The organism is Paraburkholderia diazotrophica, from assembly GCF_038900755.1.
GTDB lineage: Bacteria > Pseudomonadota > Gammaproteobacteria > Burkholderiales > Burkholderiaceae > Paraburkholderia > Paraburkholderia diazotrophica_A.
In genome coordinates this window covers 135,190-160,873 of record NZ_JBBPEN010000007.1, presented here as the reverse complement: position 1 = coordinate 160,873, position 25,684 = coordinate 135,190, and the positions used below count along the sequence as shown (strand labels likewise).

23 protein-coding genes are annotated in these 25,684 nt (G+C 60.7%); 10 read left to right on the top strand and 13 right to left on the bottom strand.

What is annotated here, in order from left to right; translation table 11 throughout:
- Window positions 1-303: 303 nt before the first annotated feature.
- From dbpA to AABE10_RS22190, 3 genes are all read right to left on the bottom strand, one after another.
- Window positions 304-1,695 (bottom strand): ATP-dependent RNA helicase DbpA, encoded by a 1,392-nt coding sequence (gene dbpA, locus AABE10_RS22200; protein WP_342935398.1) that lies wholly within the window; start codon window positions 1,693-1,695, stop codon window positions 304-306.
- Between the two features lie 15 nt (window positions 1,696-1,710).
- Window positions 1,711-1,896 (bottom strand): hypothetical protein, encoded by a 186-nt coding sequence (locus AABE10_RS22195; protein WP_087732256.1) that lies wholly within the window; start codon window positions 1,894-1,896, stop codon window positions 1,711-1,713.
- A 223-nt stretch (window positions 1,897-2,119) separates the two neighbouring features.
- Window positions 2,120-3,136: a helix-turn-helix domain-containing protein gene (locus tag AABE10_RS22190; RefSeq protein WP_342935606.1), complete on the bottom strand. Its 1,017-nt coding sequence runs from the start codon at window positions 3,134-3,136 to the stop codon at window positions 2,120-2,122.
- Window positions 3,137-3,491: 355 nt separating this feature from the next.
- Here AABE10_RS22190 and adh point away from each other — a divergent pair, with 355 nt between their 5' ends.
- Together adh and AABE10_RS22180 are read left to right on the top strand one after the other, a co-directional pair.
- Window positions 3,492-5,012: an aldehyde dehydrogenase gene (adh, locus tag AABE10_RS22185; RefSeq protein ID WP_342935397.1), complete on the top strand. Its 1,521-nt coding sequence runs from the start codon at window positions 3,492-3,494 to the stop codon at window positions 5,010-5,012.
- A gap of 87 nt (window positions 5,013-5,099) precedes the next feature.
- Window positions 5,100-5,495 (top strand): DUF779 domain-containing protein, encoded by a 396-nt coding sequence (locus tag AABE10_RS22180; RefSeq protein ID WP_342935396.1) that lies wholly within the window; start codon window positions 5,100-5,102, stop codon window positions 5,493-5,495.
- 61 nt (window positions 5,496-5,556) lie between these two features.
- Here the strand turns inward: AABE10_RS22180 and eutC are convergent, their stop codons facing one another.
- The 3 genes from eutC to eat form a co-directional block, all read right to left on the bottom strand.
- Window positions 5,557-6,348, bottom strand: coding sequence for an ethanolamine ammonia-lyase subunit EutC (gene eutC, locus AABE10_RS22175; RefSeq protein WP_342935395.1), 792 nt, complete (start codon window positions 6,346-6,348; stop codon window positions 5,557-5,559).
- On the bottom strand, window positions 6,345-7,739 hold the full coding sequence (locus tag AABE10_RS22170; protein WP_342935394.1) for an ethanolamine ammonia-lyase subunit EutB: 1,395 nt from the start codon (window positions 7,737-7,739) through the stop codon (window positions 6,345-6,347). Before AABE10_RS22170 ends, eutC begins: the two co-directional genes overlap by 4 nt.
- An 81-nt stretch (window positions 7,740-7,820) precedes the next feature.
- Window positions 7,821-9,224: an ethanolamine permease gene (gene eat / locus AABE10_RS22165; RefSeq protein WP_342935393.1), complete on the bottom strand. Its 1,404-nt coding sequence runs from the start codon at window positions 9,222-9,224 to the stop codon at window positions 7,821-7,823.
- Window positions 9,225-9,612: 388 nt separating this feature from the next.
- Here eat and AABE10_RS22160 point away from each other — a divergent pair, with 388 nt between their 5' ends.
- Complete coding sequence (locus tag AABE10_RS22160) at window positions 9,613-10,167, top strand: GyrI-like domain-containing protein (RefSeq protein ID WP_342935392.1); 555 nt, start codon at window positions 9,613-9,615, stop codon at window positions 10,165-10,167.
- Between the two features lie 393 nt (window positions 10,168-10,560).
- On the opposite strand, the gene gyrB is transcribed toward AABE10_RS22160, so the two are convergent.
- The 3 genes from gyrB to dnaA form a co-directional block, all read right to left on the bottom strand.
- Window positions 10,561-13,032: a DNA topoisomerase (ATP-hydrolyzing) subunit B gene (gyrB, locus tag AABE10_RS22155; RefSeq protein WP_342935391.1), complete on the bottom strand. Its 2,472-nt coding sequence runs from the start codon at window positions 13,030-13,032 to the stop codon at window positions 10,561-10,563.
- 113 nt (window positions 13,033-13,145) lie between these two features.
- A complete protein-coding gene (gene dnaN, locus AABE10_RS22150) occupies window positions 13,146-14,249 on the bottom strand; it encodes a DNA polymerase III subunit beta (protein WP_342935390.1) in 1,104 nt (367 codons plus the stop codon).
- A gap of 254 nt (window positions 14,250-14,503) precedes the next feature.
- Window positions 14,504-16,060 (bottom strand): chromosomal replication initiator protein DnaA, encoded by a 1,557-nt coding sequence (gene dnaA / locus AABE10_RS22145; protein ID WP_342935389.1) that lies wholly within the window; start codon window positions 16,058-16,060, stop codon window positions 14,504-14,506.
- Between the two features lie 385 nt (window positions 16,061-16,445).
- Here dnaA and rpmH point away from each other — a divergent pair, with 385 nt between their 5' ends.
- From rpmH to yidC, 4 genes are all read left to right on the top strand, one after another.
- On the top strand, window positions 16,446-16,580 hold the full coding sequence (gene rpmH, locus AABE10_RS22140) for a 50S ribosomal protein L34 (RefSeq protein WP_004198824.1): 135 nt from the start codon (window positions 16,446-16,448) through the stop codon (window positions 16,578-16,580).
- A gap of 26 nt (window positions 16,581-16,606) precedes the next feature.
- Window positions 16,607-17,107, top strand: a complete 501-nt coding sequence (gene rnpA, locus AABE10_RS22135) for a ribonuclease P protein component (protein WP_428983371.1) — start codon at window positions 16,607-16,609, stop codon at window positions 17,105-17,107.
- A gap of 73 nt (window positions 17,108-17,180) precedes the next feature.
- The gene (gene yidD / locus AABE10_RS22130) at window positions 17,181-17,411 is read left to right on the top strand and encodes a membrane protein insertion efficiency factor YidD (protein ID WP_090873624.1); all 231 of its coding nucleotides are present in this window, start codon (window positions 17,181-17,183) and stop codon (window positions 17,409-17,411) included.
- A gap of 30 nt (window positions 17,412-17,441) precedes the next feature.
- Window positions 17,442-19,094: a membrane protein insertase YidC gene (gene yidC, locus AABE10_RS22125; protein ID WP_342935387.1), complete on the top strand. Its 1,653-nt coding sequence runs from the start codon at window positions 17,442-17,444 to the stop codon at window positions 19,092-19,094.
- Window positions 19,095-19,196: 102 nt separating this feature from the next.
- Here the strand turns inward: yidC and AABE10_RS22120 are convergent, their stop codons facing one another.
- Complete coding sequence (locus tag AABE10_RS22120; RefSeq protein ID WP_342935386.1) at window positions 19,197-19,619, bottom strand: transcriptional regulator; 423 nt, start codon at window positions 19,617-19,619, stop codon at window positions 19,197-19,199.
- A gap of 356 nt (window positions 19,620-19,975) precedes the next feature.
- Between AABE10_RS22120 and mnmE the strand changes: the two genes are divergently transcribed.
- On the top strand, window positions 19,976-21,376 hold the full coding sequence (gene mnmE / locus AABE10_RS22115) for a tRNA uridine-5-carboxymethylaminomethyl(34) synthesis GTPase MnmE (protein ID WP_342935385.1): 1,401 nt from the start codon (window positions 19,976-19,978) through the stop codon (window positions 21,374-21,376).
- Window positions 21,377-21,515: 139 nt separating this feature from the next.
- The gene (locus AABE10_RS22110; RefSeq protein ID WP_342935384.1) at window positions 21,516-22,742 is read left to right on the top strand and encodes a tyrosine-type recombinase/integrase; all 1,227 of its coding nucleotides are present in this window, start codon (window positions 21,516-21,518) and stop codon (window positions 22,740-22,742) included.
- A gap of 240 nt (window positions 22,743-22,982) precedes the next feature.
- Here the strand turns inward: AABE10_RS22110 and AABE10_RS22105 are convergent, their stop codons facing one another.
- The 3 genes from AABE10_RS22105 to AABE10_RS22095 form a co-directional block, all read right to left on the bottom strand.
- Entirely contained in the window at window positions 22,983-23,276 is a 294-nt protein-coding gene (locus AABE10_RS22105) for a hypothetical protein (RefSeq protein ID WP_342935383.1), read from the bottom strand.
- Window positions 23,277-23,745: 469 nt separating this feature from the next.
- Window positions 23,746-23,913, bottom strand: a complete 168-nt coding sequence (locus AABE10_RS22100) for a hypothetical protein (RefSeq protein WP_162849289.1) — start codon at window positions 23,911-23,913, stop codon at window positions 23,746-23,748.
- A 148-nt stretch (window positions 23,914-24,061) separates the two neighbouring features.
- The gene (locus AABE10_RS22095) at window positions 24,062-24,688 is read right to left on the bottom strand and encodes a LysE family translocator (RefSeq protein ID WP_342935382.1); all 627 of its coding nucleotides are present in this window, start codon (window positions 24,686-24,688) and stop codon (window positions 24,062-24,064) included.
- Window positions 24,689-25,183: 495 nt separating this feature from the next.
- Here AABE10_RS22095 and sap1 point away from each other — a divergent pair, with 495 nt between their 5' ends.
- Complete coding sequence (gene sap1, locus AABE10_RS22090; RefSeq protein WP_342935381.1) at window positions 25,184-25,525, top strand: surface attachment protein Sap1; 342 nt, start codon at window positions 25,184-25,186, stop codon at window positions 25,523-25,525.
- The last annotated feature ends 159 nt before the right edge of the window (window positions 25,526-25,684 follow it).

The following is a 25,684-nucleotide window of genomic DNA, read 5'->3' as shown; positions in this document are numbered from 1 at the left end:
TGCAAATCGGCGGGCCGTGCGCGATGCGTCGGTCCCGTCCAGTTTGAACGATTAGGCAACAGCGCGCGCCAGAGAACAATCGAAAGTTTGTCATGCGCGGCATGCGTTTCGCTCATGCGGAGAATGCTGCGGCGCGATGCGCGAAAGCACGAAAGCACGCGAAGGTGCTTGCGTCGATGGGACAAAACGGAATGCGGATCACGGCAGGGTAATCCCGCAGGTATGAAGAGACGTGATGCGAGGGCGGGGTTTGCAGCAGCTTTATGCAGGAAAGGCAGCGCGCGCCACGCGCTGCCGTCACGTTCATTCGTCCATCAGGCGCACTTTCACTTTCTTGCCTTTGACCTTGCCCGCGCTCAGTTTGCGCAGCGCGTCACGCGCGATACCGCGATCGACGGCGACGTAAGTCGAAAACTCCGTCACGTTGATCTTGCCGATCTGCGAACCGTTGAAGCCCGCTTCGCCCGTCAGTGCGCCGAGCACGTCGCCGGGGCGGATCTTTTCCTTGCGGCCGCCGAGTATCTGCAGCGTCTCCATCGGCGGCAACAGCGGCTCGTCGCTTGCCGGCTTCAGTTCCGAAAGCGGATGCCATTCGACGTCGCGCCCTTGCGCCTCTTCGATGCCGCCCACGCGCCCCATTTCGTTCATGCTCGCGAGGCTCAGCGCCCAGCCGTCCTGATCGGCGCGCCCCGTGCGGCCGATGCGATGCACGTGCACTTCCGGATCGGGCGTCACGTCGACGTTGATCACCGCTTCAAGCTGCGCGATGTCGAGGCCGCGCGCGGCGACGTCGGTTGCGACGAGCACGGAACAACTGCGATTCGCGAACTGGATCAGCACCTGATCGCGCTCGCGCTGCTCGAGCTCGCCATGCAGCGCGAGCGCGTGAAAGCCTTGCGCGCGCAGCACGTCGAGCAGATCGCGGCACTGGTTCTTCGTGTTGCAGAACGCGATCGTACTCACAGGCCGGTAGTGATTCAGCAGCAGACCGACGGCATGCAGACGCTCATCCTCCGTCACTTCGTAGAAGCGCTGGCGAATCTTGCTGTCGTCGTGACGCTCTTCGAGCTTCACTTCCTTCGGGTTGCGCAGAAACTGCTGGCTCAGTTTCGCGATGCCCTCGGGGTATGTCGCGGAGAACAGCAGCGTCTGCCGCTCCTTCGGGCATTGACGCGCGACCTTCGCGATGTCATCGAAGAAGCCCATGTCGAGCATGCGGTCCGCTTCGTCGAGCACGAGCGTATTGAGCGCGTCGAGCGCAAGGTTGCCGCGCTCCAGGTGGTCCATGATGCGCCCCGGCGTGCCGACGATGATGTGGGCGCCGTGTTCGAGGCTCGCCGTCTGCGGACGCATCGGCGTGCCGCCGCACAGCGTCAGCACCTTGATGTTTTCTTCGGCGCGCGCGAGTCGGCGGATTTCCTGCGTGACCTGATCGGCGAGTTCGCGCGTCGGGCACAGCACCAGCGCCTGCACCGCGTAGCGGCGCGCATCGAGCCGCGCGAGCAACGCGAGCGAGAACGCCGCCGTCTTGCCGCTGCCCGTCTTCGCCTGCGCGATCAGATCGCCGCCGGCGAGCGCGATCGGCAGGCTCGCGGCCTGGATCGGCGTCATCTCGACATAGCCGAGTTGCGTGAGATTCGCGAGCGCTGCCTGCGAGAGCGGCAGTTCGCTGAAGGGACGTGCATTGTCTGTCATGTCGTTATGCCGGCTTCAGTTATACGGGCGGCCTTCGATCTGTTCGTAGACGATCGTGCCGTCGTCGGCGTCGAAACGCTCGACATAGTTGCGGGCGCCGCACATCGGGCAGCGAAACAGCAGACCCTGCCCTTCGTTCTTGATGACGACGTCGGACTGTTCCCACTGCGCGCCGCAGCTCTGGTTGATGCAAGTAAACACGTTGATTCTCCAGCTTGATCGGTTGAGCGCGTTCCGTCGCACGCGAAGAACGCGAATGCACGCAAGGCGCTGATCGATCGGTCCACGCAATTCGGCATGGAACGGATACAGCGCAGCCTGCGATGTCGTCGATGAGGATGCTTGATCGGGCCGCGAAGGAAATTCGCGCATTCCGCAATTTTAACGGAAGCGCGCAGACGAGCCCTGTGCGCGTTCGATGCGCCTAGTGAGTCAGTTGCGCGTTCGCGGGCGCATGGACCGTTTTGAGGGTATCGGAAGGAAGCAAGCCGAACAGCTTACGATAGTCGGTCGCGAACTGGCTCAGATGCCAGAAGCCCCACGCAGCCGCGACGTCCTGCACTGTGCGCTCGCCAGGCGCGGCATCGCACAGATCGCGGCGCGCGCCGTTCAGGCGAATCGCGCGCAGATAGTTCGCGGGCGCGAGACCCAGCACGTCCTGAAAGCAGTACTGCAACGTGCGGCGGCTGACGTGCAAATGCTCGCACAACTCGGGCACGCTGACGGGGCGCTCGCGATTCGCGAGCACATAGTCGCGCGCGGACGAGACGATCCATTGTCTGCGCGGACGCGCGGGGACCGCGGGAAGCGCTGCGGGTTCGACGGACGTGGCCGCGCACAGATCGAACAGCGAAGACAGCACCGACGTTTGCAGGTTGGATCGGGCGGGCGCCGAAAGCGCGGCGCTCGCCGTATCGTCGAGTGCGCTGCGCAACAACGCACAGAATTGCCCCTTGTTTTTCGCATCGATTGGAAGGACGCCTGTATGCGTAGCCTGATCGATCATGTCCGCGTGTTCGACGGCCGCCGCATGTCGATGCAGCACATCTCGGCACACGACGACGCCGAAGATCGCGTAGCCGCCCGGCGTCAGCAGTTCGAATTCGACGCCGCCGCGTTGAAACGCAAGCGCGTCGTCACCGATTGCGTGCGAGTCGATGCGGCCCGTGTTCGCGGGATCGGCGGGAATGCCGAACCAGTATGCGTCCTCCGGCACTTCACAGGTCTGCCGCAACGTCTGGCTCGTCGTCTCGCAGAACACGTGCATCGTGTCGAGATGCAAGCCCGTCAGCTTTCCGACGAAGCGCCCTGCCGTGAGCTGATCGTAAGTCTGCGTCCAGCCGCGAAGGTTGCGCGCCTGTTCGTCGGCGTCGTGCGCGACGCTCGTTTCGACGCGGCACATGGCCGCGCGCGAGAACGGAGGGGAAAGGTCGGTTGTCATATGGGCGTCGATGATGGACATGCACCTGCATGTGACATTGAACAAACAGGCGCACATCGACGCAAGTGCCATGCCGAAAGCACCTTCGGCCACTTTCCATTTCAACGCACGCGCGCTGTTCATTCGGTGAACACTCGCTGGTCCAGCTGCTCACGGATGCAACGCCCGCGCTGAGCAATCTCGCGCGCGTCGCGTGACATGCATCGCGACAGTGCTGCGTGCACCGGCATCGGCTGCATACGCGCGCTCGTTGGCACACTTCTGGCGATATGGACCCGCGGCAGCAGAAGACCGCTCAGCCGGGTGACAGCCCAAACGAATACATCGACTATCCGATCATGTGAGGAGCACGCAGATGAATCACGCAGAGATGAAGTTTCTGACCACCGAATTTCCGTACAAGAAGCAATACGAGAATTTCATCGGCGGGGAGTGGGTGAAGCCGGCGGGCGGCGAGTACTTCGATAACGTCTCGCCGATTACGGGCGAGCCGTTCACGTCGATTCCGCGTTCACGCGAAGCCGACATCGAACTCGCGCTGGACGCCGCGCATCGTGCTAAAGCGGCTTGGGGCAAGACCTCGACCACGGAGCGCGCGAACATCCTCAACAGAATCGCCGATCGTCTGGAAGCGCACCTGCAACGTCTCGCCGTCGCCGAGACGATCGACAACGGCAAGCCGCTGCGCGAAACGATGGCCGCCGACATTCCTCTCGCAATCGATCACTTCCGCTATTTCGCCGGCGCGGTCCGCGCGCAGGAAGGCGGCATTTCGGAGATCGATCACGACACCGTCGCCTATCACTTTCATGAGCCCCTCGGCGTGGTCGGCCAGATCATTCCGTGGAATTTCCCGATCCTGATGGCTACGTGGAAACTCGCGCCCGCGCTCGCGGCAGGCAATTGCGTCGTGCTGAAACCGGCCGAGCAAACGCCTGCGTCGATACTCGTGCTCGTTGAACTGATTCAGGATCTGTTGCCTGCGGGCGTGCTGAACGTGGTCAACGGCTTCGGCCTCGAAGCGGGCAAGCCGCTCGCGTCGAGCAAGCGCATCGCAAAGATCGCGTTCACGGGCGAAACGACGACGGGCCGCCTGATCATGCAGTACGCGAGCCAGAACATCATCCCCGTGACGCTGGAACTGGGCGGCAAGAGCCCGAACATCTTCTTCGCCGACGTGCTCGACAAGGACGACAGCTTCTTCGACAAGGCACTCGAAGGCTTCGCGATGTTCGCGTTGAATCAGGGTGAAGTGTGCACGTGCCCATCGCGCGTGCTGATCGAAGAATCGATTTACGACCGCTTCATGGAACGCGCGTTGAAGCGCGTCGCCGCCATTCAGCAGGGGCATCCGCTCGACGCGAAGACGATGATCGGCGCGCAGGCATCGAAGGAACAGCTTGAAAAGATCCTGTCGTATATCGATCTCGGCAAGCAGGAAGGCGCGCAATGCCTGATCGGCGGCGAGCAGAACAAGCTCGACGGCGAACTCGCGAAAGGCTACTACGTGAAGCCGACGGTATTCCGCGGTCACAATAAGATGCGCATTTTCCAGGAAGAAATCTTCGGGCCTGTCGTCTCCGTGACGACGTTCAAGAACGAAGAAGAAGCACTCGAAATCGCCAACGATACGCTCTATGGCCTCGGCGCGGGCGTCTGGACGCGCGACGGCTCGCGCGCGTATCGCTTCGGCCGCGAGATTCAGGCGGGCCGCGTGTGGACCAACTGCTATCACGCGTATCCGGCGCACGCCGCGTTTGGCGGCTACAAGCAGTCCGGCATCGGGCGCGAGAATCACAAGATGATGCTGGACCATTACCAGCAAACGAAGAACTTGCTCGTCAGCTATAGCGACAAGCCGTTAGGCTTCTTCTGAGCGTCGTGCTCCTGTTGGGCGAATCGCGCGATGCGGTTCGCCCGCTTTTTCAGCGGATCAAATGGATCAAATGAAAGAGGAAGCGCGATGAACGAAGAAGGCGTTGCGCGCGTCGTGGCAACCGATGCGGCCATCAAACTGATCCAGCAGTTGAGCGCCGAACACGGGCCGGTCATTTTTCATCAATCGGGCGGATGCTGCGACGGCAGCGCGCCGATGTGTTTTCCGTCGAACGAGTTCATGGTCGGCGCATCGGATGTATGGCTCGGCACGATTGCTGGTGTGCCGTTCTATATGAGCGAATCGCAATTCGAGTACTGGCAGCACACGCAGTTGATCATCGATGTCGTGCCGGGCAACGGCGGCATGTTTTCATTGGAGCGGCCGACAGGGCTGCGATTCCTGACGCGCTCGCGTCTTTTCGATGACGAAGAAAACGCATGGCTCGACAAGCATCCCGTGAGCCGCGCCGATGCGCTCTGACGTGCCTTGGCGAAGTTAACGCAGTAAGCGCCCGGCCGTGATATGACGGCTGGGCGCTTTGCTATTTTCTCGAAGCGTCCGCGATCGCCGATGCCGCTTCGGCCGTTTGAAGCAGCGCATCGCTATCGTCCTTCAGACCGACACCCGTCAGCCCCAAACGGCGCGCATGCGTCAGCAGATAGTGCAGCTTATGGGCGGCGGCTTCGTAGGTGAGCCCTTCCGGTCGCACGTTCGAAATGCAGTTGCGTTGCGCGTCGCTGCAACCGACTTTCGGCGCATACGTCAGATAGATGCCCAAGCTGTCCGGCGAACTGAGCCCAGGCCGCTCGCCGATCAGCATCACGACGAGCCTGGTCTTCAGCAACCCGCCGATCTCATCGCCCAACGCGACGCGCGATTGACGCGCGACCACAACAGGGCCGATCTTCCAGTCAGTCAGTCGCTTCGTGATGGCCTGCAACAGAGGCATCGACTGCTTTGAAGCCGCAAACGCGGATAGTCCATCGGCGATGACGAAAATCACTTCGGGCGGATCGTCGCTCGCGGCGTTATTCAAGAGATCGCGGCTCTCGCCCGAAAGACGCCGCCCCATATCCGGACGCCGCAAATAGTGCTCGCGATCCGGCGCAGCGCTATGCACGTCGAGAGACGTGAAGCCCTGGGCGCGCAACTGTTCGTGCAACGCGTCGGCGTCGAGCGGATGGTGAACGGCGTCGCGCGCCTGCGCGTGCGAAAGATTGAACGCCAGCAACGGTGCGGTCGGCAGAGAGTTGCCCGCGCGGCCCAACGCAATGCGCGCGTTTGTGAAGGCACGCAGCGCCTGCCACGCGTTCTTTTCGATCGGATCGCTCATGCGATGCCCATCCATTCGCTCGCGCCTTCGAGCAACGGCTGACGCGCCGGCGCATTGAGCAAGGCACCGCGCGCATCGGTGATCTGCATCGACTCCAGCCACTCTTCGAACTCTGGCGCACGGCGCAAACCCAGTACCTCGCGCACATACAGCGCATCGTGAAACGACGTGCTCTGGTAATTGAGCATTACATCGTCCGCGCCGGGAATGCCCATGATGAAGTTGATGCCCGCGACGCCGAGCAGCGTCAACAGATTGTCCATGTCGTCCTGATCGGCTTCCGCGTGATTCGTGTAGCAGATATCGCAGCCCATCGGCACGCCGAGCAGCTTGCCGCAGAAGTGATCTTCGAGACCAGCGCGCATGATCTGCTTGCCGTCGTACAGATACTCGGGGCCGATAAAGCCCACTACCGTATTCGTCAGAAACGGATTGAACTGGCGTGCGACGGCATACGCGCGCACTTCGCATGTCTGCTGATCGACGCCATGATGCGCATTCGCGGACAGCGCGCTGCCCTGCCCCGTTTCGAAGTACATCACGTTGTCGCCGACGGTGCCGCGCTTGAGCGACAGCGCCGCTTCATACGCCTCCTGCAACAGCGCGAGCGAAATGCCGAAGCTCGCATTCGCTTTCTCGGTGCCGGCGATCGACTGGAACACGAGATCGACAGGCGCGCCTTTTTCAATTGCCGAAATCGTATTGGTCACGTGCGTGAGCACGCACGATTGCGTCGGCACCTGATAGCGCGTGCGGAAATCGTCGATCATCACGAGCAGATTCGTGATCGCCGACAAACTGTCCGATGCGGGATTGATGCCGATCATCGCGTCTCCGCAACCGTACATCAGGCCATCGATCATCGATGCGGCGATGCCTTTCACGTCATCCGTCGGATGATTCGGTTGCAGGCGCACCGACATATGGCCCGTCAAGCCGACTGTGTTGCGAAAGCGCGTGACCACAGGCCGTTTGCGCGCCGCCAGGATCAGATCCTGATTGCGCATCAGCTTCGACACGGCCGCAACCATTTCGGGCGTGAGGCCTTTCGTGATACGCGTGAGCGCAGCGGTATCCGTTGAAGTGGACAACAGCCAGTTGCGAAACTCGCCCACGGTCAGATGCGCAATCTCCGCGAATGCTTCGGGCGAATGCGTATCGATGACGAGGCGCGTGACTTCGTCGCTCTCGTATGGAATCAACGCTTCGTTGAGGAACGTGCGTAACGGCACGTCAGCGAGCGCCATCTTCGCCGCGACGCGCTCCTCCTCGCTCGCCGCCGCGATGCCGGCGAGCTGATCGCCGGAACGCAACGGGCTCGCCTTCGCCATCAGCGTCTTCAGATCGGCAAAGCGATACGTGCGGTTGCCGATTGTCTCCGTGTAGCTCATATCGTGTACTCCGTCGCTTCAGCTACTGCGCGGCCTGTTGCGTGTACGTCAGCGTGTCGGTCGCAGTCGATACGCACGCGTTCATTCTTCGAGCAGTGCATCAGCCGGCGCGATTTCTCGTTGCTGACGCGTCATCAGGAAATAGCCGTAACCGAGCGCGACGAACGCAGCGAACACGAGCGCGACGAGCAGATTGAAGTAAATCATCGTCGCGAGCGAAATGACGGCTGCCACCAGCGCGAACGCCGGGAAATACGGAAACAGCGGCGCGCGGAACGGACGCTCCATGTCAGGCTCGGTGCGGCGCAACCTGAACAGCGCGAGCATGCTGACGATGTACATCACGATAGCGCCAAACACCGACATCGTCACGATATTCGCCGTGAGCGTCTGCCCGCCGAACTGGATCAGCTCGTCGCTGTAGATCGCCGCAATGCCGATCACGCCGCCCGCCAGGATCGCGCGATGCGGAGTTTTGAAACGCGGATGCACTTTGGACAGCCATTCCGGCAGATAGCCCGCGCGCGCGAGCGCGAAGATCTGTCGCGAGTAGCCGAGAATGATGCCGTGAAACGACGCGACGAGGCCGAACAGTCCGAGCCAGACGAGCATGTGCATCCAGCCGCTGTTCTCGCCGACGATGTATTTCATCGCTTGCGGCAGCGGGTCGTTGATGTTCGCGAGCTTCGACCAGTCGCCCGCCGCGCCCGCGAATACCATCACGCCGACCGCGAGCACGACGAGCGTCAGAATGCCCGTGACGTAGGCGATGGGAATCGAGCGCTTTGGGTTCTTCGCTTCCTCGGCGGCCATCGCGACGCCTTCGATCGCGAGGAAGAACCAGATCGCGAACGGAATCGCGGCAAACATGCCGTGGAACGAGCCCATGCTGAAGGTATTGGAGCCGGCCCAGCCGCCTTTCGTGAAGTTCGCCCATTGAAAGCCCGGCGAGACGACGCCCATGAACACCAGCAGTTCGAAAATCGCGAGCAGCGTCACGCACAGTTCGAACGCCGCCGCGATCTGCACGCCGACGATGTTCAACGCCATGAACACGAGATACGCGCCCATCGCCGCGTGCTTCGGCTCGAGCCCGGGAAACTGGACATGCAGATACGCGCCGATCGCGAGGGCGATTGCGGGTGGTGCGAACACGAATTCGACGAGCGTCGCGGCGCCCGCTATGTAACCGCCCGTGGGCCCGAACGCGTGGCGCGCGTAGGCGAACGGGCCGCCCGCGTGCGGAATCGACGTCGTCAGCTCGGTGAAACTGAAGATGAACGTCGTGTACATCGCGGCGATGAAAAACGCGGTGATCACGAAGCCAAGCGTGCCCGCGCTCGCCCAGCCATAGCTCCAGCCGAAATATTCGCCGGAGATCACAAGACCGACAGCGATGCCCCAAAGCTGCCAGGTGCCGAGTGTCTGCTTCAACTCGTGATGCGTGACAATGCCTTTGTGCTGGGTTGACGACTCTGCTTTCATCGGAGGCTCCCTTTTCGAAGTTGCCAGTTGATGGACCCGCGTCGTTGGCGTTCGCAGCGGGCCTGTTACCGGCGGCATCTGGCGATGGTAGGAAGCCATAAATCGAGGTGTTATCGAAAATCGGCAAAGATGGCTGCCGTTGAGTGCGCGCATGCGGGCTGCGTTAAGTCGTCGCTGAATAACGCGTGGTCTTGTGGGGTCGGCACGCCGTCTGTGCCGAGGATGTGGAAAATCGCTGCATGCTGTCGTGAACTTTGCCGCGCCTTCTTCTACGATTGATTGCCATGAGCAACCTCGATCATCGTGCGCGACATGCCGCGCGGCGTGGTAGGAGTTTGCAGTCGTTCTCGCGGGCGATTAGCGCCGTCTTATGCACGCCGTCTTTTGCATGCCGCCCGCGCAGTATCGGAATGCCGGGACGCTTCGCCAGTTCCGGCCGTCTCTTGCGGATTCAGGAGGTAATCAAATGACGATGAGAGATGTGGTGATTCGGGATATCGCGGGCTTCGATGTGCTGACTATCGATCACGTCGGGCCGTATATGCAGATCGGCAAGGCGTTCGAAACGCTGCTAGGTTGGCTGGCATCGCGCGGACTGCTGTCTGGCGAGATGCGGATGATCGGGATCTTCTACGACGATCCGACTGCCGTCGCCGAAAATGAATTGCGGTCGAAGGCCGGCGTGTGGCTGCCTCGCGCCGTCGATGTTTCAGGCGGCGGACCTGTCAGCGTCACGTCGATTGCCGGCGGGAAGTACGCCGTGTTGCGGCACAAAGGGCCTTACGAGGATATGGCGGCGGCTTATCAGTGGCTCTATGGCGAGTGGCTGGTGAACTCGGAACACGAGGCCGCGGACGCGCCTGTGTTCGAAGAGTATTTGAACAATCCGAAAGAAACCGCGCCGGCAAACCTGCTGACGGACATCTGTTTGCCGCTGGTTTAGGAATGGTTCGTGCTGTGTTGCATCGCGTCTGAAGTCGGATGCGTCGAGGGAGGCGAAATGCCACGGTATCGGGATCTGAGCGGCCGATCGGGCGTGGTCGCCTATGAAACCTGTCCGGACGCTATTGTTGTGGGATTCAGGGACGGCAAGATTTATCTGTATAACTACGCGACCCCGGGGCAGCAAGACGTCGAGAAAATGAAACGTCTTGCTGCCCGCGGTCGCGGGCTGTCGACGTACATTTCGCAAGTGGTTCGCGATCGCTATGCGAAAAGGTTGCGGTGAATTCTAAGCGCATAAAAAAAACTCCAACCGTTGTCGGTCGGAGTTTTGGGAAGCTAGCACGCGACGTTGTGATGTTCGCGACGGGCGGCGCGGCGGCGGCCGGAAAACTCAAACGTCAATATTCCCCGCCCGCAACGCATTGCTTTCGATAAACGCCCGACGCGGCTCCACCTCATCGCCCATCAGCGTCGTAAAGATCCCATCCGCCGCAATTGCGTCTTCGATTTGCACGCGCAACAGACGTCGCACGTTAGGATCCATCGTCGTTTCCCAGAGCTGTTCGGGATTCATCTCACCGAGTCCCTTGTAGCGCTGCTTCGACACGTTCCGTTCGGCATCTGCGATCAGCCACTTCATCGCGCTCTTGAAGTCGCCCACGGCCATGCTGCGCTCGCCGCGCTTGATGACTGCGCCCTCGCCGATCAACCCCTTGAACGTGTTCGCGGTATTGACCAGTTGCTGATAGTCGGCCGTCAGCTGGAATTCTTCGTCGATGACAGTGACCTTCACATTGCCATGATGACGGCGCTCGACGCGCAGCGAACGCAGTTCGCGCACCGGGTCGTACATCGCGATCACGTTGATCTCCGGCTTCAGCGGATCGTCGCGCAATTTGGCTTCGAGCGCGCGCGCCGAAGCTTCCGTCGATTCCTCGTTCGACAGATCGATCGTCGCGCCATCCATCACCGCCTCGAGCGCAGCTTCGTCGTAAAGCCTGCTCAGACGATCTACGACAGCCTGCGCCAGCAGATAAGAACGCGCCAGTTCGCCCAACGCATCGCCCGCAATCGGCGTCGCGCCTTCGGCCGCTATCAGTTCAGAACCGTTCAGAGCCAGACGCAGCATATGCGCGTTCAACTCCGCGGTGTCCTTAAGATAACGCTCGTCCTTGCCCGCCTTCACCTTGTACAGCGGCGGCTGCGCGATGTAGATGTAGCCGCGCTCGATCATCTCCGGCATCTGACGATAGAAGAACGTCAGCAGCAGCGTACGGATGTGCGCGCCGTCGACGTCGGCATCGGTCATGATGATGATGCGGTGATAACGCAGCTTGTCGAGATTGTAGTCGTCCTTGCCGATGCCGCAACCGAGCGCGGTAATCAGCGTAACGATCTGCTCCGACGACAGCAGCTTGTCGTAACGCGCCTTCTCGACGTTCAGCACCTTGCCGCGCAACGGCAGAATGGCTTGGAATTTTCTGTCGCGGCCCTGCTTTGCCGAACCGCCCGCCGAGTCACCCTCGACGATATAAATCTCAGACTTGGCAGGATCTTTCTCTTGGCAGTCTGCGAGCTTGCCCGGCAGACCGACGCCGTCCAGCACGCCCTTGCGCCGCGTCATCTCGCGCGCCTTGCGTGCGGCGTCGCGAGCGCGTGCCGCATCGACGATCTTGCCGCAGATGATCTTCGCGTCGATCGGCGTTTCCAGCAGGAATTCTTCGAGCGCCTTCGCGACCACTTCTTCCACGGGCGCGCGCACTTCCGACGAGACGAGCTTGTCCTTCGTCTGCGAACTGAACTTCGGCTCGGGCACCTTCACCGACAGCACGCACGACAGCCCTTCGCGCATGTCGTCGCCGGACGTCTCGACCTTCGCCTTCTTCGCGATTTCGTGATCGGCGATGTACTTGTTGATCACGCGCGTCATCGCCGCGCGCAGGCCCGTCAGGTGCGTGCCGCCGTCGCGCTGCGGAATGTTGTTCGTGAAGCACAGCACGTTTTCGTTGTAGCTGTCGTTCCACTGCATCGCCACTTCGACGCCCACGCCGTCCTTCTCGCCGACGATATGGAAAATCGTCGGATGCAGCACGGTCTTCGTCTTGTTGATGAACTCGACGAAGCCCTTCACGCCGCCGACGAACGCGAAATCGTCTTCCTTGCCCGAGCGCTGATCGGTGAGACGAATCCGCACGCCGTTGTTCAGGAACGAGAGCTCGCGGATACGCTTCGCCAGAATGTCGTAGTGGTATTCAACGTTGCCGAAGATCTTCTCATCGGCCATGAAGTGCACTTCGGTGCCGCGGTTTTCCGTGTCGCCGACAACGGGAATCGGCGACAGACGCTCGCCATCCACTTCTTCGATCACACGGTTCTGCGGCACGCCACGGTGGAATTCCATGAAGTGCTTCTTGCCGTCGCGGCGCACGGTGAGGCGCAGCCACGACGACAGCGCGTTCACGCACGACACGCCCACGCCGTGCAGGCCGCCCGACACCTTGTAGCTGTTCTGGTCGAACTTGCCGCCCGCGTGCAGCTCGGTCATCACGATTTCGGCCGCGCTCCGCTTCGGATCGTGCTTGTCGTCGCGCTTGATGCCCGTCGGGATGCCGCGGCCGTTGTCGGTCACGGAAATCGAGTTGTCGGCGTGGATGATGACCTGGATGTCGTCGCAATGACCGGCGAGCGCTTCGTCGATCGAATTGTCGAGCACCTCGAACACGAGGTGATGCAGACCGGTCCCGTCCGACGTATCGCCGATATACATACCCGGCCGCTTGCGCACGGCCTCCAGACCTTCGAGGATCTGAATGGAAGAGGCGCCGTAGCTGTTATCGGGTTGCGAATTGTTCAGTTCAGTCATGGATTTCTTCCGGTTCTGCGTTACTGCTTCGTTGCTGCTCGAGGCTTTTCAAAACACCATAAAAACACCAAAGGGGCGCTGCGCCCCTTGGTGTGTTCTTCGTGTTGGACGGGTCAGATGCGCATCGGCATCACCACGTATTTGAACTGGTCGTTCTCGGGAATCGTGATCAGCGCGCTCGAGCTGGCGTCGCCGAGGCTCACTTCCAGCATATCGACCTTCAGGTTCGCGAGCACGTCGAGCAGATACGTGACGTTGAAACCGATGTCGATGCTGTCGCCCTGGTAGGCGATTTCGAGTTCTTCCTGCGCTTCTTCCTGGTCCGCGTTGGTGGACATGATCTTGAGCTGGCCCGGCTCGACGATGCAGCGCACGCCCTTGAACTTGTCCGAGGTCAGAATGGCCGCTCGCTGCAGCGAGCGCTGCAGTTCTTCGCGGCCGATCACGAACGTGTTCTTGTGCGACTTCGGAATCACGCGCTGGAAGTCCGGGAACTTGCCTTCGACCAGCTTCGACACTAGCTCGACGCCGCCGAACGTGAACTTGACCTGCGTCGGCGCAATATCGATCTTGAGTACGTCGTCGATGTCTTCCAGCAAGCGTTGCAGTTCGAGAATCGTCTTACGCGGAATGATCACTTCCTGGCGCGCGAAAGAACCTTCGATCTTCATCGACGAATACGCGAGACGGTGACCGTCCGTCGCGACGGCCATCAACTGATCGCCATCGACCACCAGCAGCATGCCATTCAGGTAATAACGGATGTCCTGCTGCGCCATCGCGAAGTGAACCATGCCGAGCAGCTGGCGGAAGGTCTTTTGGGGAACCGCGAGGTTCGCGCCGAAGTCTTTAGCTTGAGCGACCGTCGGGAACTCGTCCGCCGCGAGCGTTTGCAGCGCGAAACGGCTCTTGCCGGACTGCACCGTCAGACGCTTGTCATTCAAGGTGAGCGTGACCTGCCCGTCGGGCATTGCGCGCAGAATATCGAGGAGCTTTCGCGCCGCAACCGTCGTAGCCACCGACTCGCCGCCGACGCCGAAATCGGCATGCGTGGTGATTTGCAGTTCGAGGTCGGTGGACAGGAACGAGACGTCCGGGCCGTTCTTGGTAATCAGCAAATTGGCGAGGATCGGCAACGTATGACGGCGTTCGACAATGCCGCTCACGGTTTGCAGCGGCCTGAGGAGGTTATCGCGTTCGGTCTTGACCAGTTGCATAGAGTTCCTTCGTTGATGTGTCGGCCTGCGCGCCTTACCCGGCAATGTTGAAGCGCGCGGCCCCGGCCCCCCGCCGGCGCCGTACTGCGCCAGTCACGGCGTGAAATCCCGCCCGCTTTTGCCGGGCGGTTAAACCTGTATTGTGCCTGAAAATGGAAGCACTTCCCTAAATTGGGGGTGACTCGCGCAATAAACAGATCAAATTTTCCGAGAGGTTCGAGAGACCCTTCGGTCAGATCCGGCCCTCAACCCGTTCAGCCCTTCAGCGTCTGCTCCAGCACGTGCAACTCGTGGTTCAGCTGCGCGTCCTTGCCCCGTTCGTCTGCGATCTTGCGCACCGCGTGCAGCACCGTCGTATGATCGCGCCCGCCGAACAGCTCGCCGATTTCCGGCAGGCTCTTCTGCGTCAGTTCCTTCGCCAGATACATCGCGATCTGGCGCGGTCGCGCGATGTTGGCCGGCCGCTTCTTCGAATACATGTCGGCGACCTTGATGCTGTAAAAGTCAGCGACCGTCTTCTGGATGTTTTCCACCGAAATCTGCCGGTTCTGCACCGTCAGCAGGTCTTTCAGCGCTTCCTTGGTCAGCTCGATCGTGATTTCGCGGCCGTGGAACTTCGAGTACGCGAGGATCTTGCGCAGCGCGCCTTCCAGTTCTCGGACATTCGAACGCAGATGTTTCGCGACGAAGAACGCGACGTCCTCGTTCAGACTCACGCCCTCCGACTGCGCCTTGCGCATCAGAATCGCGACGCGCATCTCAAGTTCTGGTGGCTCGATTGCGACGGTCAGCCCGGAATCGAAGCGCGAGATCAGACGGTCGTCGATACCTGAGATTTCCTTCGGATACGTATCGCTGGTGATGATCACCTGCGCCTTATTCGCAACGAGCGCTTCGAACGCGTAGAAAAACTCCTCCTGCGTGCGAGATTTGCCCGAGAAGAACTGAATATCGTCGATCAGCAGCAGATCGAGCGAGTGGTAGTAGCGCTTGAAATCGTCAAATGCCTTGCGCTGGTACGCCTTCACCACGTCCGACACATACTGCTCCGCGTGGATGTAGCGGATGCGCGCGCCGGGCTTGTCCATCAGCAACTGGTTGCCGATCGCGTGAATCAGGTGCGTCTTGCCGAGACCCACGCCGCCGTAGAGAAACAGCGGGTTGTACGAGATGCCCGGGTTGTCGGCGACCTGGATCGCGGCCGCGCGGGCCAGCTGGTTCGCCTTGCCGGTCACGAAATTGTCGAAGGTGAGTACGGGGTTCAGCTTCGAGCGCTCATACATCGAGTCGCTTTCCCCGCTCGCCGCCGGCGCGGCCGCACCCGGACGCCACGTTCGGCGCCCGGCCGCGGCCTCGTTGGCGTCGAGGCTGGGCAGATCGAGGTCGGCGGCATCGTCGGTCAGTTGCGCTGCGTTCGTGGGCGCGCCGAGGCCGCCCATGCCACCCGCACGGGCCGACTGGGCCGCTTGCACGGCGCCGACGGCGGCATCGACAGCCGCGGCGGCACTGTTCGCGCCGACCGTCGACGGCCGCGGCGGCGCGACAGGCGCCGTGCGCACGCCCGCTTTCGGATCGAGGACGAACTGGACGTCGACGGGGGAATGCCAGAAGTCACGCGCAAGGTCGGTGATGCGACCGGAAAACTGGCTCTTGACCCAATCCAGCTTGAAACGGTTCGGCGCGGCGATGCTCAGGGTATTTGCATCGGCGTCGAAGGCGACCGGGGCCAACGGTTTGATCCACGTCACGTACTGCTGGGGCGTCAATTCGCGCTCCAGCAATGCGGAACAGTGTTGCCAGAATTCGTTCATCAAGTTGCTATCGTTATGTTTGCGACGCTTTTTCGCTGGCGCTCTGGTCGCGGGATACGCGACGAGGCCCGAAGCTGCCAGGCGGAAAAGCCCCAGACGCTTGTGCCACAAAGGTTTGCGGGGTCAAGCGGGCCGGGGCGGCGTGCAGGATTCTTGGGAAGTAAGGCGAGATTCTACCGCCAAAACGGCAGGCCAAGTGAGTTATCCACAGGGACCGATCAAACAACGCGAAATGACGCCGCCTGTGGATCATCGGCCTAAGCTATTGACGAGTCAGAGAAAAGCGGTTTAAATAGCGGGTTCCGCGAAAACCTATTTTCGAACCTCCGGCCATTGCACTTTCAGCGATGCTCGCGCGGTTATTTCTCAAACAAGTGAGAGCAACATGAAACGTACTTACCAACCTTCTGTGACGCGCCGTAAGCGCACCCATGGCTTCCGCGTTCGCATGAAGACCGCTGGCGGCCGCAAGGTCATCAACGCACGCCGCGCGAAGGGCCGCAAGCGCCTCGCCATCTAAGGCAGGCGGAAACGCGGTCAAGCCGAGTGCGCGCTGTGTCCGACACCCGCGACGCTGCGGGAACGGCAGACGCGCCGCATCAGAACGTCGTTCCGGTGCAGGCGTCCGCAGCCTTTCCCAAAGCCGCAAGGCTGCTGAAAACGGATGAATTTTCATCCGTTTTTCGTTTGCGCCCGTGGCGCCGCACCGCCCACTTCGTCGTGTACGCGCGGCCGACAGGCAATGAAGCACGCCTCGGCCTCGTGATCGGCAAGAAGTACGCGCCGCGCGCGGTCACGCGTAATCTGGTGAAGCGTCTCGCGCGCGAAGCATTTCGCGCGCGCCGCGCGGAATTTGGCGGCTGGGACGTGCTGCTGCGTCTACATACGAAGTTCGACCGGAAGGCGATGCCCAGCGGATCGTCGCCGCCGTTGAAAGCGTTGTGCCGCAGTGAAATCGACGTGCTGCTCGACAAGGTGGCGCGCGAAATCGCTCGGCGCGAAGGGTCGACAACGGAACGTGCGCACACTCCGCCCACTACGCCATGACATCCGCAGAGCCTCGAAGCGCCGCCGCCGTCCAGCGCTTCACAATGGGCGGTGCAGTCCCGCCGCACTGGTCATGCAAACGGTACTGATCGCTTTACTGCGTTTCTACAAGATTGCCGTGAGTCCCATGCTCGGCAATCGGTGCCGCTTTTATCCCTCCTGTTCGGATTACGCGCGCGAAGCAATCCAGTATCATGGCGCCGCGCGTGGTACTTACCTCGCCGCAAGGCGCCTGTGCCGCTGTCACCCGTTTTCGGCGGGCGGCATCGATCTTGTCCCGCCTCCAACTCCTAAGAAGCGCTGACGCGCTGTGCCATCGACACTGAGACAACGCATGGATATCAAACGCACCGTCCTATGGGTCATCTTCTTCATGTCAGCGGTCATGCTGTTCGACAACTGGCAGCGCGACCATGGACGCCAGTCGATGTTCTTCCCGAGCGCGACGCAGACCAAGACGGCGAGCACCGCTGCGCCGGGCTCGTCGACGACGGGGACCCAACCCGCTGAGCTGCCGCACGCGAATGCCGCAGCACCGGAATCGACGGCATCCGCCGCGCAGCAGGCGCAGCTGGTTTCGTTCACCACTGACGTTTACCGCGGCCAGATCGACACGCGTGGCGGCACGCTGTCGAAGCTCACGCTGTTCAAGCCGGGCGAGGGCAAGCAGCCCGATCAGGTGATCACCCTGTTCGACCATACCGCCGATCACACGTATCTGGCGCGTACAGGCCTGCTCGGCGGCGACTTCCCGAACCACACCGATGTGTTCACGCCTGTTGCCGGTCAGCCGACCGACATGACGGGCAACACGCTGAAGCTGTCGTTCGAATCGCCGGTAAAGGGCGGCGTGAAGGTCGTGAAGACGTACACGTTCACGCGCGGCAGCTATGTGATCAACGTCGACACGAAGATCCAGAACGTCGGCTCGACACCCGTCACGCCGACCGCCTACATGGAACTCGTGCGCGACAGCCAGCCCGTCGAGACGCCGCGCTTCTCGCACACGTTCATCGGACCGGCTGTGTACACGGAGCAGCATCACTTCCAGAAGCTGACTTTCGAAGACATCGACAAGCACAAGCAGGACTACGCGAACTCCGCCGACAACGGCTGGATCGCGATGGTGCAGCACTATTTCGCGTCGGCGTGGATTCCGCAGCAGGGCGTGAAGCGTGACATCTACGTCGAGAAGATCGATCCGTCGCTGTATCGCGTAGGCGTCAAGCAGCCGCTGCAGACCATCGCGCCGGGACAGTCGATCGACGTGTCGGCCCGCCTGTTCGCCGGTCCGGAAGAAGAGCGCATGCTCGAAGGCATCGCGCCGGGTCTGGAACTGGTGAAGGACTACGGATGGGTGACGATCATCGCGAAGCCGCTCTTCTGGCTGCTTGAAAAGATCCACAGCTATGTCGGTAACTGGGGCTGGGCGATCGTCCTGTTGACGCTGCTGATCAAGGCCGTGTTCTTCCCGCTGTCGGCGGCAAGCTACAAGTCGATGGCGCGCATGAAGGAAATCACGCCGCGCATGCAGGCGCTGCGCGAACGCTTCAAGGGCGATCCGCAGAAAATGAACGCGGCTCTGATGGAGCTGTACAAGACTGAGAAGGTGAATCCGTTCGGTGGCTGTCTGCCCGTCGTGATTCAGATTCCGGTGTTCATCTCGCTGTACTGGGTGCTGCTGTCGTCGGTGGAAATGCGCGGTGCACCGTGGATTCTGTGGATTCACGATCTGTCGCAACAAGATCCGTACTTCATCCTGCCGGTGCTGATGGCCGTCTCGATGTTCGTTCAGACGAAGCTCAACCCCACGCCGCCGGATCCGGTCCAGGCCAAGATGATGATGTTCATGCCGATCGCGTTCTCGGTGATGTTCTTCTTCTTCCCGGCAGGTCTCGTGCTGTACTACGTCGTGAATAACGTGCTGTCGATTGCCCAGCAGTACTACATCACGCGCATGATGGGGCAGAAGAAAAAGGTTGCCTGATCTGAAGTTGGGATCGGACGGCGCACAGTCCGATCCGAAATTTGCGGAAAAAAGAAAACCGCCCGGTTAGCGCCGGGCGGTTTTTTTATGTCTGCGTCTTTCTTATGAATTGTCGGCGTCGCCGTATAGTTGCGCGATCAATTCCTGTACGAGATAGCGATGATGCGGCGTCAGCGATTCGATCTTTGACGCCAGTTCAAGCGTCTCCGGAGAAAGCGGATATTTCTCGCCGCGAATCAGAGGCTTTGGAACGGTTCGCGTCGATCCGCTCGGCGAAGGTCCATAGTGCAGCCAATGGATATCCACTTCGAACCATTCGGCGAGCGTCCGAAGCTTGTCGTCGGTTGGAATCGTACGGCCGCTCAGCCACTTGTGTACCGTCTGCGGTGAGACGGGCTGGTCGCCGTGATGGCGCAGATTGAAATGCAGCGCGAGATCGGTCCCGCCCTTGAGCTTTTCCGGGGCGCGTCTCATCGCGAACTTCAGTCGCTCGGCAAAGGCCGCTTTTTCTTCGAGGGTTGGCATCCACAAATTGTGCAGTCCGACGCGGCACAGGTAGACAACCGTACACGCTACATTTAGCGTGTCCTAGATTTGCCTATCTCGTGGCGGACACGATCGGATTCGTCCCTTCGAAGATTCACAGACCCGAAAATCCTTAACCTGTAAGGATGAGACTACATCAACAGTCGGAATTTTTCTATATTGGTGCTGAACGCAGCTTATCTCGCATAAGATAAGCCCCGATTCGTGGCATGAGGCAGCGCCGCGCAATGTCTGCTCAAGGCTATTTCAGGCGCGCGTTACAATGCCAGGCGTTCGGCGCACGGTTCGCAGGCGTTTTTCCGGCCGATTTCTCCCGCTTTCTCCCAGTTTCCACCATGCTCGCCACCGATTCCGATCCCATCGTCGCCATTGCTACTGCCCCCGGCCGAGGCGGGATAGGCGTTGTGCGGATTTCGTTTGGCCGCGCAGGAGAAGCGGCCGCGCAACCGATGATGCAGGCGCTGACGGGGCAAACGCTCGCGCCGCGTCATGCCAGCTATGTGCCGTTTCTCGATGACAGCGGCAACGCGCTCGATCGCGGCATCGCGCTGTATTTCCCTGCGCCGCATTCGTACACGGGCGAACACGTGCTCGAACTGCAGGGGCACGGTGGTCCCATCGTGCTTCAGCTGGTTCTGCAGCGATGCATCGACGCCGGTCGCGCGTTCGGCCTGCGTCTCGCGGAGCCGGGCGAATTTACGCGGCGCGCGTTCCTCAACGACAAACTGGACCTGGCGCAGGCTGAGGCTGTCGCCGATCTGATCGAGGCAAGCACGGAAGCGGCCGCGCGCTCGGCGGGGCGTTCGCTGGAAGGCGCGTTCTCGCGCGACATTCACGCGCTCGTCGAGGAGGTGATCACGCTGCGAATGCTTGTTGAGGCGACCCTCGATTTTCCCGAAGAGGAAATCGACTTTCTCGAAGCGGCCGATGCGCGCGGCAAGCTCGCGCGCATCCGCGATCGTCTCGCGCTCGTGCTGAGCGAAGCGCGGCAAGGGGCGCTGTTGCGCGAGGGGTTGTCGGTTGTGCTGGCCGGGCAACCGAACGTCGGCAAATCGTCGCTGCTCAATGCGCTCGCGGGCGCGGAGCTGGCCATCGTCACGCCGATCGCGGGCACCACGCGTGACAAGGTCGCGCAGACGATTCAGGTCGAAGGCATTCCGCTGCATGTGATCGACACGGCTGGGCTGCGCGAGACGGAAGACGAAGTGGAAAAAATCGGCATCGAGCGCACCTGGGGCGAGATCGAGCGCGCCGATGTCGTGCTGCATTTGCTCGACGCGCGCGCGGGCGTGACACCCGACGACGAATCGATCGCCGCGCGCTTTCCGTCGAGCGTGCCGGTTGTGCGCGTGCTCAATAAAACGGATCTCACGGGTGTCGCGCCGGGCGTGGTTGGCCTGAACGGCATCGGCGATGCCGACTTGTGCGAGGTTCGGCTGTCGGCGAAGACAGGGAATGGCATCCACCTGCTGCGCGGCGAACTGCTGCGTATCGCGGGTTGGCAGGCTGGCGCCGAGAGTGTCTATCTGGCACGCGAGCGGCATCTGATTGCGCTTCGAGCGGCGCAGGAACATTTGGGACTGGCCGCTGAACATGCCGACCAGAACTCGCAGGCGCTCGATCTTTTCGCAGAAGAGCTGCGGCTGACCCAAGAGCAGTTGAACTCGATTACCGGAGAATTCACGTCGGATGATTTGCTCGGCGTGATTTTCAGCAGGTTCTGTATCGGCAAGTAGGCGGCGGGCGCGAGCACCCCGTCATAGCTGGCGTATGCCGATAGATGTCGCCCGCCAGATACAGCCTCCGCACACGCATTTTGGGTACACAAGGAGGTAAACTACCGTTTCGACGCGCCCTGTGTACCAAATCCACCCGATGCCGAAACTCGCGACACCGCTCAGCGAATCCCAGATTCGTGCCTTACAGCCACGCGACACCCGCTACAGCGTGGCCGACGGCAAAGGACTCATCCTTGAAGTCATGCCGACCGGAAAGAAGGTCTGGCGCTTTCGCTACACGCTGAACGGGCGCCGGCAACCGATGGTGACGATCGGCGACTACCAGTTGATGTCGCTGCGCGTCGCCCGGGCGCGAGCGCAGAAGTACGCGGAGATGGTTGCCAAAGGTCTTTCGCCCATATCGATAGCGCGACAGGATCGAGGCGCCGAAAAGCGCGTCGACATACTGCGCGATGCTGCCGAGCTTTACGTGGCTTCGGAAATCGCCCGCAAGTCTGAAGAGTATCGGCGAACCACGCAACGCGCGCTCGACAAGGACATTCTGCCCGCGATCGGGCACAAAGCGATCGCGCAGGTCACGACCGAGGACATCCAGTCGATCTGCGACGCCATCAAGCGCCGGGGCGCACCTCAGATGGCGCTGCACACACGCAACGTCGTCAAGCGGCTGTACGCGTTCCTGATCGCGCGGCACCTCGCCGACGCCAATCCCGCCGCGTCCATTCCGGCCCGAACGATCGCCAACCAGGACGGCCGCACTCGCGTGCTTTCCGCCGACGAGATCGGCACCGTGCTGCACGCCATTTACACCTCGGACACCCGACGGCCGCTAAAGCTAGCCCTGCATCTGCTCGTACTGACAATGGCCAGCAAATCGGAATTGATCGAAGCGACGTGGCGCGAAATCGATCTCGACGCGGGTATTTGGACGATTCCTGCCACGCGCGCCAGCAACGGTTGCGAGCGCCGCGTTTATCTATCGGCGCAGGCACTGACAATGCTGCAGGAACTGCGCCAATCGAAGGCAAGCCGCACTTACCTCTTCCCGTCGACCCGCGGAAACGAAGATCGCCCGATTGCAAAGGGGACGTTGAATCAGACGGTCAAGACGCTGGGACTGCAGGGCGAACCTTTCGTGCTGCACGACTTTCGTCGCACCGCAGTGAGCCATCTTTGCGCCCTGGTGCAATCGACTGTGCGCGAGAACGACCGAGGCCAAACGGTTGACGTTTCAACGGACGAGCGTAGTGGGAGCGATCCGAGTCAATACGAGATGCAACTTTGGGCGGATTTCGTCGCGCGACAGTTCACCGAGGAAACGCATGCGTCGGTGGGATTGCTTCGGGCGGCGGGCGCCGAATAGTTGGCGCAATGCTATTGGTACACGATACGCGCGGCCACATTCAGAGGCCCTTTGGACAGGGGGAGGTGACAAGCTATGCGAGGTTCCAATTTCGAAGTTGAAGCATCCCCAGCGTTGGCCGACCCTTTAGGTACACAGGAAAATGATTGTGCGGCCAAGCGTCTCGGTTCGTAAGGGTTTCCGCGCTACAAGCGAGGTTCACTAATCGACAAAGAGCCTCGCAAAAACAAGCCGTGCTTGTCATTCCTGAACGGCGATCGACTCCGGACTCAACTCCTCGCAGGTAGCCGTGGACTGATCGGTGACTGGCGCGGAATAGGCGCGAATGTCGCGCCGTTCGTAGTCGTCAAGCTGGAGCAGCAGGCTGTCAAGGGCGCAAAGCTGGGCCTTCGTGACCGCGGGCGCGTCGAGCAGTGCGTGCAGACGCTTGCGCCAGTAGTCAGAAGAAAGGATGGGGCCGCCTAGATCGCCCAGCAGCGCCGGCCACATGACGCGCGAAATATGTGCAATTTCCTGATCGATCAGTCGGTTCATGTGTCCCCCGGCAAAGTCCGGACAAGGCGAGAATTTCTTACATCTGATTATTTACTCTAGCCGCATTTTAGCTAGTCAGTGCCTACGAAAACAAATAGGGTTTGACGCGATGGCGAGCGCAAAAAGCGGCATCGAATGAATCCGAGCGTACGCGTGCGCGTCGACTGAGAATCGGGCGAACAGAAGGATGTTGGGCGCCCTTTGACGACGCGCGAAGAATGGAACAGACCGCGCCGCGAATCGACGGCACGCTTATGCAGCCACGAACGAAGAAGGGGAGGTGCGCGCGCTCAGGAGACGAGACTAAGCGTCGTCATGATGCGGTTCTGGCGCGCGGCACGGAACCGCACAGGAAAGTCAGCACGACGCTGATCAGAATCAGCGCGAGCATAAACAGCCAATACTCCGTCCACGAAAAGGTGAAGGCCAGCACTGTAGCCTCCTTCCGCGCCTGTCATCAGTGATCCGATCAATGGTGAAGCAGGCTACGTATCGGATGTCGCCAGTCCATCCGCCTGTGGTGTTCCTCGTCGTGCAGCGCCTGGCGATGCTCCTGCCAAAGCTCGTCGGAAAACAGAAACGCGGCGATGAGAAGCGGCACGATGAGGAACGCGCCCAGAATCAGATGCTCGATCACAGTGTCCTCCAGATCGATGGAACAGCGACGATTTCATTGTAGGCGTGTTGCGCGCCGCTGCGTGTGATCCACCGCGCACACCATGTGCGCGCTTCTCGGCGCGCAAAACGCGCGCCCGCTCATCGCTTTCGCGCCACCAGGCCCCGGCTCAGGCCGTCGCCTTTTTCCACGCGGCGGCCAAAAAGCCGGCGCCGATCAGTAGCGTTCCGCCTGTGCAGTTGACGCCGCGTTGCACCCGCGGGCTGCGAATCGCGCGCCGCGCCGCCGACGCGAGCAGCGCGTACCCAAGCGCATTCAATGTCGCAATCGCCACGAAGGTAGCTTCGAAAATTACGATCTGCGACCACGTTGCAACCTGCGTATCGATGAACTGCGGAACGAAGGCCACGAAGAATACGATGCTCTTTGGGTTGAGCGCCGTCACCGCGTATGCGTGCGCGAATATGCGGCTCGTGCGCGCTTTTCCGGCGGCCGAAGCATCGCCCGTCGAGACGGGCGCGCGCCACAGCTTGATGCCGAGGTAAATCAGATAAGCAGCGCCAATCCACTTGAGCGCCGTAAAGAGCGTCGCCGACGCAGCGAGAACGACGCCAAGTCCGAGCATCGACGCCGTCATCGACGTCAGATCGCCCAGCGCGACGCCCGCCGTCGTGACCAACGCGTAACGCCGGCCGTGGCCGAGCGCGTACGAAATGACAAGCAGCACGGTAGGGCCAGGAATCGCGACGAGGATCGCGGACGCGATGGCGAACGGAAGCCAGTGAGCGAGTGTCATGAAAAGTCTCCGGTGAGGCGGTCGATTTATCCACGAACATCGCGTCTGTGCAAGCCACCTTTTCGCGTTTGCATGCATGCGCGTCGAAGGGGGAAACGCACTCAGGCATCCTTTTTATTCTGCATTCGCTTCAATCCGATACCGCATTTGATGAGTTAGACGAATGACTTTGTGTGCAATGCATCAACGTGCAAACGCCTTATCGCGAGCCACATTAAACCGGTTTAAGCGTAAACGCGAATGCTGCCGCCAAACGGTTATCCAGAGACGCTTTGCGCTCGCCACTCCAATATGCAAACCACCGAATATGTGTCTCATAGCGGCATTGGTGCGGCGCTCAAACAGCCGCGCGATCGCTGCGACAATTCGCCGCTGTTGCGAGCGCACACAAAATGTGCTTGCCGTTCAAAACAGTTCTCCTAGATTTTGAGCTGTGCGTCTTTTCCGGCAGTTAAACACATAGCTAACCGAGCAATAACCCGCACGGAGGTAACCATGAAAAAGCGAGTCGCCATTCTTTTCGCATTGACGGGTTTGGTCGCAGCAGCCAGTGCACAGGCACAGGATGTCGTGATCAAGCCCCAGCAAACGGTGCAATTCAAGGCGAATGCGTATGGCTGCCTGTCGAAGGATAAGCTCGACGCCGTCAACCAGCACGCACAGGCGGGCGAGCAACAGAAAATGCAGGAGTTTTTCTCCGGCTATCAATGCATTTCGACGCCGGAAAATTCTGAGTTCCGCGTCGTTCGGGTAGTCGGCCATGACGTCGAATTCGTGAATGCGGGCAATAGCGACACTCAGGGCCTTTGGACTAACGACCGCTTTATCAAGCAATAGGCCTTTAAAGTTGGGTTTCACCCGACGTTGATTGTCGGTCGATAACAGACATCTGAACGAAAAAACGTCTTTCGGGGTTTAGCATGGCCAGACTTCTTGTCTGGCCATTTGCATTTCTCGCCGCTTCAAGCCGGTTTTTAATTCTCCACCCGTCGCGCC